The sequence below is a fragment of the Chryseobacterium flavum genome, from assembly GCF_003385595.1.
Lineage (GTDB): Bacteria > Bacteroidota > Bacteroidia > Flavobacteriales > Weeksellaceae > Chryseobacterium > Chryseobacterium flavum.
Genome location: NZ_QNUE01000020.1, coordinates 44,716 through 56,661, shown reverse-complemented (window position 1 = coordinate 56,661; position 11,946 = coordinate 44,716). Strand labels below are relative to the sequence as shown.

At 39.2% G+C, this 11,946-nt stretch carries 15 protein-coding genes; 11 read left to right on the top strand and 4 right to left on the bottom strand.

Going from position 1 to position 11,946, the window contains the following annotated elements; translation table 11 throughout:
- Positions 1–117 precede the first annotated feature (117 nt).
- Positions 118–546 carry a cold shock domain-containing protein gene (locus DRF59_RS18230; RefSeq protein WP_115963583.1) on the bottom strand — a complete coding sequence of 143 codons (429 nt, stop codon included), beginning with the start codon at positions 544–546 and terminating at the stop codon, positions 118–120.
- Between the two features lie 720 nt (positions 547–1,266).
- Between DRF59_RS18230 and DRF59_RS18225 the strand changes: the two genes are divergently transcribed.
- Positions 1,267–2,022 carry an SDR family oxidoreductase gene (locus tag DRF59_RS18225; protein WP_115963582.1) on the top strand — a complete coding sequence of 252 codons (756 nt, stop codon included), beginning with the start codon at positions 1,267–1,269 and terminating at the stop codon, positions 2,020–2,022.
- 69 nt (positions 2,023–2,091) lie between these two features.
- Here DRF59_RS18225 and lgt read toward each other — a convergent pair whose 3' ends face one another.
- Positions 2,092–2,928: a prolipoprotein diacylglyceryl transferase gene (gene lgt / locus DRF59_RS18220; RefSeq protein WP_115963580.1), complete on the bottom strand. Its 837-nt coding sequence runs from the start codon at positions 2,926–2,928 to the stop codon at positions 2,092–2,094.
- A 175-nt stretch (positions 2,929–3,103) separates the two neighbouring features.
- Between lgt and DRF59_RS18215 the strand changes: the two genes are divergently transcribed.
- The 10 genes from DRF59_RS18215 to DRF59_RS18170 all read left to right on the top strand — a co-directional run bounded on the left by DRF59_RS18215 (position 3,104) and on the right by DRF59_RS18170 (position 10,696).
- Positions 3,104–3,316 (top strand): hypothetical protein, encoded by a 213-nt coding sequence (locus DRF59_RS18215; protein ID WP_115963578.1) that lies wholly within the window; start codon positions 3,104–3,106, stop codon positions 3,314–3,316.
- 109 nt (positions 3,317–3,425) lie between these two features.
- Entirely contained in the window at positions 3,426–5,177 is a 1,752-nt protein-coding gene (locus tag DRF59_RS18210; protein WP_115963576.1) for a cbb3-type cytochrome c oxidase subunit I, read from the top strand.
- 11 nt (positions 5,178–5,188) lie between these two features.
- Complete coding sequence (locus tag DRF59_RS18205) at positions 5,189–6,181, top strand: cbb3-type cytochrome c oxidase subunit II (RefSeq protein ID WP_115963574.1); 993 nt, start codon at positions 5,189–5,191, stop codon at positions 6,179–6,181.
- Positions 6,182–6,183: 2 nt separating this feature from the next.
- A complete protein-coding gene (locus DRF59_RS18200) occupies positions 6,184–6,456 on the top strand; it encodes a hypothetical protein (RefSeq protein WP_115963572.1) in 273 nt (90 codons plus the stop codon).
- A gap of 5 nt (positions 6,457–6,461) precedes the next feature.
- Complete coding sequence (locus tag DRF59_RS18195; protein ID WP_115963570.1) at positions 6,462–6,869, top strand: cytochrome C; 408 nt, start codon at positions 6,462–6,464, stop codon at positions 6,867–6,869.
- 69 nt (positions 6,870–6,938) lie between these two features.
- Positions 6,939–7,535: a Crp/Fnr family transcriptional regulator gene (locus DRF59_RS18190; RefSeq protein ID WP_115963568.1), complete on the top strand. Its 597-nt coding sequence runs from the start codon at positions 6,939–6,941 to the stop codon at positions 7,533–7,535.
- Positions 7,536–7,621: 86 nt separating this feature from the next.
- Entirely contained in the window at positions 7,622–8,044 is a 423-nt protein-coding gene (locus DRF59_RS18185) for a low affinity iron permease family protein (RefSeq protein ID WP_185144936.1), read from the top strand.
- 19 nt (positions 8,045–8,063) lie between these two features.
- Positions 8,064–9,536, top strand: coding sequence for an alpha-amylase (locus DRF59_RS18180; protein WP_115963566.1), 1,473 nt, complete (start codon positions 8,064–8,066; stop codon positions 9,534–9,536).
- A 9-nt stretch (positions 9,537–9,545) separates the two neighbouring features.
- Positions 9,546–9,908, top strand: coding sequence for a hypothetical protein (locus DRF59_RS18175; RefSeq protein WP_115963564.1), 363 nt, complete (start codon positions 9,546–9,548; stop codon positions 9,906–9,908).
- Between the two features lie 92 nt (positions 9,909–10,000).
- On the top strand, positions 10,001–10,696 hold the full coding sequence (locus DRF59_RS18170; RefSeq protein WP_115963563.1) for a VIT1/CCC1 transporter family protein: 696 nt from the start codon (positions 10,001–10,003) through the stop codon (positions 10,694–10,696).
- Positions 10,697–10,779: 83 nt separating this feature from the next.
- Here DRF59_RS18170 and DRF59_RS18165 read toward each other — a convergent pair whose 3' ends face one another.
- Complete coding sequence (locus DRF59_RS18165; RefSeq protein ID WP_115963562.1) at positions 10,780–11,292, bottom strand: hypothetical protein; 513 nt, start codon at positions 11,290–11,292, stop codon at positions 10,780–10,782.
- Between the two features lie 11 nt (positions 11,293–11,303).
- Entirely contained in the window at positions 11,304–11,801 is a 498-nt protein-coding gene (locus DRF59_RS18160; RefSeq protein ID WP_115963560.1) for a hypothetical protein, read from the bottom strand.
- Between the last annotated feature and the right edge of the window lie 145 nt (positions 11,802–11,946).

Genomic DNA, 11,946 nt, shown 5'->3' with positions numbered 1-11,946 from the left:
ACACACAGCAAATTAATCAATTTGCAAATATTAGGAAAGCAAAAGCTTTCCTTTTTTTATGCTCAAAAAAAGACTGCCTCACTTTTGAGACAGCCTCTTTTATTTATAATATCGTACTTATTTTATTATCTGGATATTGATTGCAGAAAAACCTTTTGGTGATTTTTCCTTTTCAAAAGATACTTTGTTTCCCTTTTTAACTGTTTCTGTACAGTTATTATTGTGGAAGAAAATATTTTCTTTTGTATGATCTTCAGTGATGAATCCATATCCTTTTTCACTGTGGAAAGTAATAATTCCTGTTTTTCGTGGATCTTCCTCGATGATAGGAGCTGCACCCAGCTGAATTTCTTCAGGATTTATTTCCTGCCTTTGTTCCGGTGGAGTAGAAGTTAATCTTCCGAATTCATCTACATACATGAATACATCCTCCAGGTCTTTTCCTTTGTTGTTGTTCGTTTTACGTTCTTCGCGTCTCAACGCTTTTTCTTTTTGCTTTTGAATTTTTTTCTTGAAATTTTCCTTTTTAGAAAAAGAATCTGCCATAAATTATTTTTAGTATTTAGTTTCTATGTTCTGTAATTGGTTCAATCTGTTTTTGCTTTATTGCTGATAAAGCCTACCCATGTAGTCTGTCCTGGATCTTCCCAATCATAAAGAGCTTTAAAATTCTGACAAGTATTGTCCTTAGTAGAAGAATTAAAGTTAAAAATACGGCTGTTAAAAAACAAAGACTGAATAAAAAAGCTATCCGGTCGTGGCAGAAAACAAAAGTAGTGGTCGACTAATGATACAAAGATACAATAATAAAATGAATAATCCTGTTTTAAATAATTGATTATCAGAAATACTTTTATCAGCAAGTATGTGAAACTCTGCTGAAAGCATGACAAACGCTGACGGATTCAGTAAGTTTTTATAAAAAACCCCCAGCAAGCTGAGGATTAAAAAAAATATATTAAGAATGAAGTGGTGTATAAATACGGGGGTGTAAGTATCAAATGCTGTGCCTAAAATTCACTGTTTAAGGAGCACTAACTAAATAATATTTCACAAAAAGGACAGAATATATTCTATGTGTCTGATAAATAATGTGGTATTGTTTGGAAATGTTTTTGCATACTTTAATTATTTTTAGTTTTTATTTGAATCTATTTAATTTTTCAGCTTAAAATTTGGAGTGTTTGTATAATTTCCGAAAAATTCACCATGATGAGATGATTTTTATTGCCCAACTTTGCTTCATTAACATTTAAAAAAAATATAATGTCAGCACAAGATGTACAAGGAAAAGTTGTTTTAATCGCCGGAGGGGGGAAGAACTTTGGTGGGTTATTAAGCAGAGATTTTGCAGCCAGAGGAGCAAAACTGGCTATTCACTATAACAGTGAAAGTTCAAGAGCTGAAAGTGAAAAAACGTTATCAGAGGTTCAGGCTTTAGGAGCTGAAGCATTTTTATTTCAGGGAGATCTTACTAAAGTAGAGAATATCACGAAGTTTTTTGATGAAGCCATTTCAAAGTATGGAGGAATTGATATTGCAATTAATACGGTGGGAATGGTTTTAAAGAAGCCATTCTCAGAAACTACGGAGGCTGAATATGACACCATGTTCAATGTTAACTCAAAATCTGCGTATTTCTTTTTGCAGGAAGCAGGAAAAAAATTGAACGACAATGGAAAGATCTGTACGATTGTGACTTCACTGCTTGCCGCATACACAGGATTATATTCTACATACGCAGGAGCAAAAGCTCCGGTAGAACATTTTACAAGAGCGGCTTCAAAAGAATTCGGAGCAAGAGGGATTTCAGTGACCGCTGTAGCTCCCGGGCCAATGGATACTCCTTTCTTTTACGGACAGGAAACAGAGGATGCAGTAGCTTATCATAAATCCGCTTCCGCATTGGGAGGGCTTACAGATATCAAAGATATAGCTCCATTGGTGGAATTCCTAGTCACTGAAGGATGGTGGATCACCGGGCAGACCATTTTTGCCAACGGAGGATATACAACAAGGTAATGAAGTATAATCACGAGAAACCCCATTGAATATCCAATGGGGGTTTTTATTATTAACAAAGGAAGTATATTATGACGTTTTTATCTTTCCTTTTTCCAATATACTTTTAGCAATAAAGAATAATCCCAGCAGTACAAAAGGAATGCTTAAGAGCTGTCCCATATTAAAGCTCATTCCGTGTTCAAAGCCAACCTGATCTTCTTTTATGAATTCAATCAGAATACGCATAATGAAAATTAAAAGTATGCTGATGCCAAAATAAAATCCTTTTCCGATGCTGAAAATATTTTTCTTGTACACAAGAAAGACAACCACGAAAATAATAAAATAAGAAATTGCCTCATAAAGCTGTGCAGGATGCCTCGGCACCTCATCTACCTGATGGAATATAAAAGCCCAGGGAAGTGTGCTGGGGATTCCGATTATTTCCGAATTCATAAGGTTGGCTAATCTGATAAAAGTGCCTCCCAAAGGAAGTACAATAGCAATAGCATCCAAAATGGTCATAAAAGAAATTGAAAATTTTCTGGCATACAGCAGAAGCATTATCAGTAATCCGATACCTCCGCCATGGCTGGCCAGCCCTGCAAAACCCGAAAAATAATAAGAACCGTCAGGTCCCTTCTGGATGGGTAAAAATATTTCAACAGGATGCTGGGAATAATAATCAAAGTCATAAAACAGGCAATGGCCCAGGCGGGCTCCGGCTAAGATTCCGATAAGGGCATATGAAAATAAAGCTTCATGGGCCTGAACACTTAAATTCTCTTTCTTATAAATACCTTTTAAAATATTAAAGCATAAGACAAGACCTGTAAGGAACAATAGTCCATAATATTTTACAGGAAGTCCAAAAATGTTGACGATTTCGGGATTGATATCCCAGTTGATATATAGTAAATTCATTGCTAGGGTTGACGAACTTTCACAGAACAAATATAGAGATAACCATATAGCCGGCAAAAAAAACAGGTTATTGCTGTATCTGCCAAAACTCGTTTCAGCGGTCTATGATCTGAGTCATAAAGTTTTAGAAGGATGTTTTCTACTTTTGATAACACACACCACAAAATTTAATAGTATGAAATTTATTGTATCATTCATTCTGATAGCCGGTCTTTTTGTCGTCAGCTGCAAAAAAGAACCGCAGGCGGGCCCTACCAATTCAGACACCATCATTGCTTCTGACAGTCTTACTTCGGGATCTGCCCAGATTTCACCGGATACGGCGGATAACACAGCGACAGTGGATAGTACAGCTTATGATCTGGATTCTATAAAAAACAGCAGATAGCTGCACCCTACACTTTGTTATAAAGTGGGATTGATGCTTCTAAACGGTATCAATACTGATTCTATTTAAGAAAAAACAGTACGTATTTATAATCCGTAATATTATTGTTATGGCAGATATCTCATTATTTAAGGAAACGGGGATACAGATTACTTTATTACTGGTGCTCATGATTATTGTTGCCGGTCTGATTATTGTTGTTTTTAAGTTTTTGTCTATTTATGGTAAAATACTGAAACGTAAGGAATCTGTTGAAGTTCAGAGAGAAGCAGAAAATCTTTCTTCTGAGGAGGTGATTGCCTTTGAAGAACAGGAGAAGGCCCTTCATTTTACTCCTCCGGAAAATGATCTCTCGGGAAACCTGCCCCCGGAAGATAAGAAAGGAGTTATACAGAATATCAATTCTGTGGAAGAATTAAGGGTTTTTCCGGTGAAAAGAAGGACTTCCTCCCTGCAAAAATACATAACCCCCGAACTCAGCAGATTGATTCTTTTTTTTCTTGGAACTGCTATTTTCTGGCTTGTTCTTGGCACAACCTTCGGATTGTATGCCGGAATCAAGCTGGTGGCTCCGGATATTGAACATACAAGCTGGTTCAGCTACGGAAGATTAAGGCCGGGCCATACCAATGCAGTGTTCTGGGGCTGGGCTTCTCTGGCAATGATGGGATTGGCTTATTATGTTATTCCCAGGGTTAGTAATGTTGAGAATTTTAATATCAGGCAGGGATATCTTTCTCTTATTCTGGTCAATGCAGCCGTTCTTTCGGGAACAATCAGTGTTCTTGCAGGAGTCAATAACGGAGGAGGAGAATACCGGGAATATATCTGGCCGATCATGATCACCTTCGGAATAGGAGTTGCGCTTTCGCTGCACAACTTCTTTAAACCGATTATTCACCGGACCACCAAAGAAATTTATCTGTCCAACTGGTATATTGTATCAGGAACCATGTTTATAGTTCTGGTAATTGTTATTGCCTATATTCCCATATGGCAGGATGGCGTAGGGGAGACCATTATCCAGGGATATTATATGCACCAGGCGATAGGGATGTGGTTTATGATGATCAATCTGGGACTGATGTACTATTTCCTTCCCCAGCAGCTCAATAAACCGATATATTCCTACAGCCTTGGAGTTTTGGCTTTCTGGACCCATACTTTATTCTATACCCTTATAGGAACACACCATTTTATTTTCAGTGCTATTCCCTGGCGGCTGCAGACTACTGCTATTATAGCCAGTGCAGGAATGCTGATTCCGGTTGCAGCGGGAACTGCTAATTTTCTGCTGACGTTTAATGGAGCCTGGTATCAGCTTAAAAACAGCTATACATTGCCATTTTATTTTATGTCTATCATTTTCTATTTTACAGGGTCCTTCCAGGGAACTGTGGAAGCATTCAGATATACAAACCTGCTTTGGCATTTTACAGATTTTACTGTAGCCCACTCCCATCTTACCATGTACGGAATCATTACATTTATGTTATGGGGGTTCATATATACCCTGGTACCCAGGCTTACAGGAAAAGAACCTCCCAAGATCCTGGTGGGGATTCACTTCTGGCTGGCACTGATAGGATTATTATTTTATGTGATTTCCCTGATGATCGGAGGAACCCAGACAGGACAGCTTTGGATCAAGAAGAAACCATTTATAGAAGGGGTGATCAATATGGCTCCTTTCTGGCTCTGGAGAGCGATAGGAGGATCGTTGATGTGGGTTTCCCATCTCATATTTGCCTATAATTTTTATAAAATGGTAAAAAAACAGGACGAAATAAAAGTCCCGAAAACACCGGCTGAAATTTTGGCAACTAAAAAACAGTTTGGAAATACAGAGTTTAATACCTAAAAATAAGCATTATGATATTTTTAAACGATCATAGAATCCTTTTTGGGTCAGCACTTTTTCTTTTTGTTTTTCTGACACTCTATATTGCGGTTTTACCAGCGCTGGACAATCAGAGAATTAACAAACCTCTGCCCAGACAATCCAGATTACTTACCAAAGAGGAAAAAGCCGGTAAAATGGTTTATATTGAAAATGGATGTGTTGCCTGCCATACACAACAGGTAAGAAATGTAGAAATGGATAATGTTTTCGGTAAAAGACCGAGTATTCCTGCAGATTTTGCAGTGAACAGAAGAACAGATTTCTGGCGTAATACCGCCAACCTGATGGGAACGCAAAGAACAGGTCCGGATCTTACCAATATAGGGGAGAGACAGCCAAGCTCAGAATGGCATCTCATCCATTTATATCAGCCAAGGGCAGCGGTAGAAGAATCCGTGATGCCGGCTTATCCCTGGCTTTTTATAGAAAGAGATTATCTCCAGCCGGGAGATGTGGAAGTGAAGGTGCCCGAAAAATTCAGGACCAATGCCTCAAAAAAAATTGTTGCCGGCCCGAAAGCTCTTTTGCTGGTTGCTTATCTCAAATCATTAAAGCAAACGGATTATACCGATAAATCTATTGTCCCTGCTTTTTTATACAAACAGAAGAAAGAAGAAGCTGGTCAGGGAGGTGATGCAAACCTTCCGGATGGCGCGGCCCTGTTCACTGCCAATTGTGCATCCTGTCATCAGGCTAACGGAGAAGGGGTTCCCGGAGCATTCCCTTCATTGAAAGGCAGCCCGGTAGTAACCGGTGGAGATCTGGAATTGTACGTCACTATTATTATGAAAGGATATGATCCAAGACCGGAGTTTGCTACAATGCCTGCTGTAGGGGCGAATGCTAACTTTACTCCTGAAGATGTAACGGCTATCATGAACCATGAGCGTACCAGCTGGGGAAATAATGCTAAAAAAGTGACGGTAGAAGAAGTAAAAACAATAATGGATAAAATAAAATAACAATGAAAAGCTGGATCAAGAATATCATCATATTGTGTGGTTTACTCATTACAACCTATGCATTGGCCTGTGATGCCTGTAAACTTCAGCAACCTGAAGTAACACGTAATTTTACCCACGGGACCGGTCCTGAAAGCAATTGGGACTGGTTTATCGTTGGAATTGTTATCCTGATAACTGTACTGGCTTTTATCCTTTCTGCCAAATATCTGATCAAACCCGGCGAAAAGAATAAAACCCATATCAAATACTCGGTTTTTTCAAGTGAAAATTAAAGATCATGACCAAAGATAAAAGCAAGGTTTTCTTATTTATCGATGAAGATCCGGCTCCCATCGCAGAACTGGACACTCCCATCGTTTTTGATCTGGATACCAAAAAACTGACGGACGGAGAACATATACTTAAAATTGTAAGCCATTCCCCTTCAGGAAGAGAAGGGATCAGAAAGATACAGTTTACAGTTGCCAATGGTCCTGCAATACGGATAGAAGGATTAAAGAACAAAGATGTAGTGGATGGCACACTTTCCTTAATGATCAATGCTTATGATAAAGGAAATCAGAAAAGTTTCCTGATCAACGGAAGTGAGACCCCGCAGACTATCCCGTTCTGGATCTGGATTATTGTTATCGTATTTACGGCATGGGCTGTTTATTATGAAATAACAAGTTACAATGTTCAATAAGTATAAGTATCAATTAAGAATCAGTTCTTCATTGATATAAAAGAATTTCAAATCTTAAAAACAGACATTATGGCTATCAGTGAAAGAATTTTAAACTCTGCAGGAGCCGAAGTAAAAGAGTACAGTCCCGGAGAATTTATTTTCCATGAAGGGAATGTTGCCCTGTATTATTATCAGATTATTAAAGGAGAAATAAAGCTAAACAACAGCAGTGAAGATGGGAAAGAATTTATTCAGAATATTCTGTCTGATGGTCAGAGTTTCGGTGATTCTCTGCTTTTTCTGGAGAAATCATATCCTATGGATGCTATTGCCCTGACCTCCTGTACGGTATTAAGACTCTGCAAAAGAAATTTTTTCAGTATGCTTCATTTTTATCCCCACCTTTATTTTAACATTTGTAAATCGATGTCCGGTCATTTGTACTATCAATATATCATGATGCAGAAAAACTCGTCTTTGCACCCGGCAGAACGGCTTATGGGAGTCATGCTATATCTTAAAAGCTTTCAGAAGAACCGCGCTCCTTTCTCTTTTAAAGTCCCGTTTACAAGGCAACAGCTGGCAAACCTTACGGGAATTTGTGTAGAAACTGCCATCAGGACTATTAAAATGATGGAGAAAGACAGTATTGTAAAGATAAAAGACCGGAAGATTTTCTTCTAGTTAGTATTGATTAATGTTTACACAAACAAGTCATATGGACATCCGTATGGCTTGTTTAACAATATGTTATTAAAACAATTATGATTATGAAAAAGAATTTTTTTGACCGGTTTGCGGATTGGGCTGCATATTTTACCGGGAGTGCCTGGGCCTTTTTGGGAGCATCAGGCCTTGTTATTATCTGGGCTGCAACAGGTCCATTATTTCACTTTTCAGAAACATGGCAGATGATCATTAATACCGGAACTACCATTATTACATTTTTAATGGTTTTTCTGATTCAGAAAGCTCAGAACAAAGATTCCAAAGCGATACAGATCAAGCTCAATGAGCTGGTTGCCACGAGCAAAAAAGCCAGTAACCGTATTGTAGATATTGAGGATCTTACAGAGGATGAGCTGGATCAGCTTCATAAATTTTATGAAAAACTGGGAGAACAGCGTGGCAACAGATCTGTTTCCCATACCAGTCGTCATGATAAAGAAATACCCAACCATCGATACAAATAACCATTAAACTTAAAAACTAATGAACGGAGTAATTATTCAGTTTTTCCATTGGTATCACCAGGGGAACTTATGGCAGGAATTTGTAAAAAAAGCAGATATCCTTAAAAGTATGGGATTTTCAGCGGTATGGTTTCCTCCTGCTACAAAATGTGTTTTGGGTATAGATGGAAGAGGTTATGATGTATATGACCTGTATGACCTTGGCGAGTTTGATCAGAAAGGAAGTGTAGCTACAAGATTCGGAACCAGGGATGAATATCTCAAAGCGATAGAAAAAGCACATGAAGCAGGAATTTCCGTATATGCGGATATTGTATTGAATCACAGAATGGGTGGAGATGAGAAGGAAGAAGTTACTGTCCATAAGGTAAATGAAGAGAACAGGAATGAAATGATAGGTGAGCCGTTTTCTGCTTCAGCTTTTACAAAATTCACTTTTCCCGGAAGAAAAGGACAGTATTCGGATTTTATCTGGGATTACCGGTGTTTCAGTGGTATTGATATTATTTACAAGGAAGAGCAGGAAGAAAAAGGCGTATTTAAGATTCACAATGAATATGGGGAAGACTGGAATCCTTCTGTAAGCAGCCAGTTTGGAAATTATGATTATTTGATGGGAAATGATGTAGAGTACCGTAATCCTTACGTGGTTCAGGAAATGAAAAACTGGATCAGATGGTATGTTGAAACGACCGGTATTGACGGACTTCGTCTTGATGCCCTGAAGCATCTTTCTTCTGATTTTCTGAAAGACTGGATCACTTATATTAAAGCAGAAGTAAAAGACTGTTTTATCATGGGGGAATTCTGGAAAGATAAAGTAGAAAAGATATCTGATTTTTCCGGAAGGATGGATGATACAATCTCATTCTTTGATGTACCGCTTCATTATAACTTCTTCCGGGCCTCTAAAGAAGGTAAGGATTATGACCTGAGAAATATTATAAAAGATACTTTTCTGGAATGGAATCCGATGTTATCAGTCTCTTTTGTAGAAAACCATGATACCCAAAAATTCCAGGCACTGGAATCTGCGGTAAAAGACTGGTTCAAACCTATTGCCTATACCCTTATCCTGATGTCTGAAAATGCTTATCCCTGTGTTTTCTATCCTGATTTATTCAGTGCCGAATATGTGGAAATGAAGGATGATGAAGAGGTAAAGGTTATTATGCCCCGTGTAGAGATCCTTACGAAATTGCTTGAAGCAAGACAGCGGTTTGCGTATGGTGAACAGGTAAACTGGTTTGATCACCCCAACTGTATCGCCTGGCTCCGGAAGGGAGATGGTGAACATCCGGGATGTGTGGTTATAATTTCAAACAGTGAAGACGGATATAAAGAAATCACTGTAGATGCCGGCTTGGGCGGTGCCGTATTTTATGATTTTTTACAGCACAGGAAAGAAGAAGTGGTTCTGGATGAACAAGGAAAAGGAATTTTCCATGTCGCTTCCAGATCTTCAAGCATATGGGTAATGAAGAACCATTAAACCTGATATATGAAAAAATATAAAATATTGCCTTATATTCAGCTTTTTTATTATCTGCTGACTGCAGTCTGGCCGTTTGTACACCTTGAAAGTTTCTTCGCTGTTACCGGCCCGAAAGTAGAAGTGTGGCTGGTAAAGACCGTAAGCCTCCTCCTTTTTCCCCACATCCTGCTCATTATATATGTCGCAGAAATAAGGCACAGTCCGCTTATTATTCTGGCGATCTTATCAGCCTGTGTGGGACTTGCGGGCATAGATTTATATTATTATCTGAAAGGAGTTATCAGATGGGTGTATATGATAGATTTTGTTTTGGAGCTTGGTTTTATTATATACTGGCTGCTTCAGGTCAGAGCACCTTCTAAGTCGTAATAGCTTGTACGGCTAAAAGAAAGTCCAATATAGAATGGTTCCTGGAAAAACATTTTATACCTTTAATAGCAAATCAATACAGAATATTTGCGATGCATCATCAGTTGGAAAAACATTATGTAAACAGGGTAGGCTGGCTTCGGGCAGCTGTTTTGGGGGCCAATGACGGTTTGTTGTCCACTACAAGTATTGTCATTGGGGTTGCGGCGGCAGAGCCTGAACGCCATATTATTATCCTTGCAGCTTTAGCAGGGATGATTGCAGGGGCTATGTCCATGGCTGCGGGAGAATATGTTTCCGTAAGCTCGCAGGAAGATACTGAAAAAGCTGATCTGAAGCGCGAACAGCGTGAACTTGATGAAATGCCTGAACTAGAATTAAAAGAGCTGGCAAAGGTTTATGAAAAAAGGGGCTGCAGTAAAGAAACGGCAATGCAGGTGGCAATAGAACTTACCCGGCATGATGCATTGGGAGCACATGCCCGCGATGAATTGGGAATGAACGAAATCACCCAGGCAAAACCCCTGCAGGCTGCCTTAGCGTCATTCAGTTCATTTGCCGTAGGGGCTTTACTGCCTTTTACTGTATCATTGCTGGCTCCTATTAAGCAGATGGTGTATTTTCAATACGGCTTCTCTATCGTTTTTCTGATGCTTCTTGGTGCGGTCTCAGCCCGGGCTGGTGGTTCCGGTATCGGAATTGCAATGCTCAGAATCTGTTTCTGGGGGACGGTAGCTATGGGAATAACCGCTTTAGTTGGACATCTGTTTGGAGTGAATGTGGGATAGTATTAAGCTTTCATTATAAAAATAAATACCGCAAACTGCTGGTATAAGTTTGCGGTAACTTTAATAATTAAAGAGTAATGATTTTAACCAATTAACCTGTAGATAGGGTCTCCTACAAGCCTTGCTACTCTGGTTAGCCACCCTCTGGTGCGGGTGCCTCCCATAATTGCTCTTTGTAAGGCGAGCTCAATTTCTTCATCGGTGGCATAACCGGGAACAGAGGCTATACTGTTGATATTTCTTGCTATAATCGCATCGATGTCTGAGTGTCCCTCTCTTAAATATCTTGAGAATATCCGGCCTAAAAAAGAAAGGTTGGCCCGGGTATCGTCTTGTCTTTGGTTTCTTAATGCATTTACCTGTCGGAAAGTATCGAGATGCTGCTCTACATTCAGTGCGGCATTATTGGTTGATCCGAAAATTCCGGCATTTACTAAGAAATCGGCAGTATCATCTGCGGGCCTGATGTAGTTTTTATATCGTTGGTATAAGTCATGGATAAATGCTCCACCAATGATTATTCCTAATGCTGCTGAAATACTGGTTACTGTTAACGAGTTTGCAGCTGTTTCTAAAAGTTGTTTGTAATTGGGCATAGTATAAATTTTTAATTAAAGTCTTCAGGGGGTAGAGGTGGATATTGACGGATTCCGGCCAGCAGTTTCTGTGTTATTGCCCGTATGGTTGGGTTCAGGCTGGCCCCCAGGCCAATGACCATATTATCAACAGTGGTTTTTCCCATATTAAATTCATCTTTCCAGTAGCCCTGATCGAAAGCACCGAAAATTTTATGATTTTCGAAGGTTCCCGGACTTTCCAGATATTGTTTCGGTTTTAAAGCGCCGAATGCTTTTCCTATCTGCTGTTCACCGATATCCCGGAATACAAGATAAATAAGCTGTGTGGCAGCATGGACGCCATAGCCAACCTGATCCGGAGTATAGTCGCGTGTGGCTACCATTGCACCGAGTCTTCCATCGGGATCCACGGTGTCCGGGTTTTCCAGTGCATAGGTTATGCGGCGGTAATTTTCACCTGTCCAGGTAATGGTTCCTATACCCCCTGTTGCTAAGGCAGTTCGTAAAAGTAGTACGTAATATTTCATGGTATATAAATTATTTTAACAAATGAATGATATGATCATGCATCACAAATTTCCTTCTAAAGTTCCTGATGTATAAGAGGGAAAATCCCCATTTTTAAAAACTAGGTGCTTACCCTTACTTTAAAAGTCTATGGAATACACCAGA

Coding starts and splice junctions, on each gene's coding strand:
- DRF59_RS18230 (WP_115963583.1), bottom strand. CDS start 546: ATGGCAGATTCTTTTTCTAAAAAGGAAAATTTCAAGAAAAAAATTCAA.
- DRF59_RS18225 (WP_115963582.1), top strand. CDS start 1,267: ATGTCAGCACAAGATGTACAAGGAAAAGTTGTTTTAATCGCCGGAGGG.
- lgt (WP_115963580.1), bottom strand. CDS start 2,928: ATGAATTTACTATATATCAACTGGGATATCAATCCCGAAATCGTCAAC.
- DRF59_RS18215 (WP_115963578.1), top strand. CDS start 3,104: ATGAAATTTATTGTATCATTCATTCTGATAGCCGGTCTTTTTGTCGTC.
- DRF59_RS18210 (WP_115963576.1), top strand. CDS start 3,426: ATGGCAGATATCTCATTATTTAAGGAAACGGGGATACAGATTACTTTA.
- DRF59_RS18205 (WP_115963574.1), top strand. CDS start 5,189: ATGATATTTTTAAACGATCATAGAATCCTTTTTGGGTCAGCACTTTTT.
- DRF59_RS18200 (WP_115963572.1), top strand. CDS start 6,184: ATGAAAAGCTGGATCAAGAATATCATCATATTGTGTGGTTTACTCATT.
- DRF59_RS18195 (WP_115963570.1), top strand. CDS start 6,462: ATGACCAAAGATAAAAGCAAGGTTTTCTTATTTATCGATGAAGATCCG.
- DRF59_RS18190 (WP_115963568.1), top strand. CDS start 6,939: ATGGCTATCAGTGAAAGAATTTTAAACTCTGCAGGAGCCGAAGTAAAA.
- DRF59_RS18185 (WP_185144936.1), top strand. CDS start 7,622: ATGAAAAAGAATTTTTTTGACCGGTTTGCGGATTGGGCTGCATATTTT.
- DRF59_RS18180 (WP_115963566.1), top strand. CDS start 8,064: ATGAACGGAGTAATTATTCAGTTTTTCCATTGGTATCACCAGGGGAAC.
- DRF59_RS18175 (WP_115963564.1), top strand. CDS start 9,546: ATGAAAAAATATAAAATATTGCCTTATATTCAGCTTTTTTATTATCTG.
- DRF59_RS18170 (WP_115963563.1), top strand. CDS start 10,001: ATGCATCATCAGTTGGAAAAACATTATGTAAACAGGGTAGGCTGGCTT.
- DRF59_RS18165 (WP_115963562.1), bottom strand. CDS start 11,292: ATGCCCAATTACAAACAACTTTTAGAAACAGCTGCAAACTCGTTAACA.
- DRF59_RS18160 (WP_115963560.1), bottom strand. CDS start 11,801: ATGAAATATTACGTACTACTTTTACGAACTGCCTTAGCAACAGGGGGT.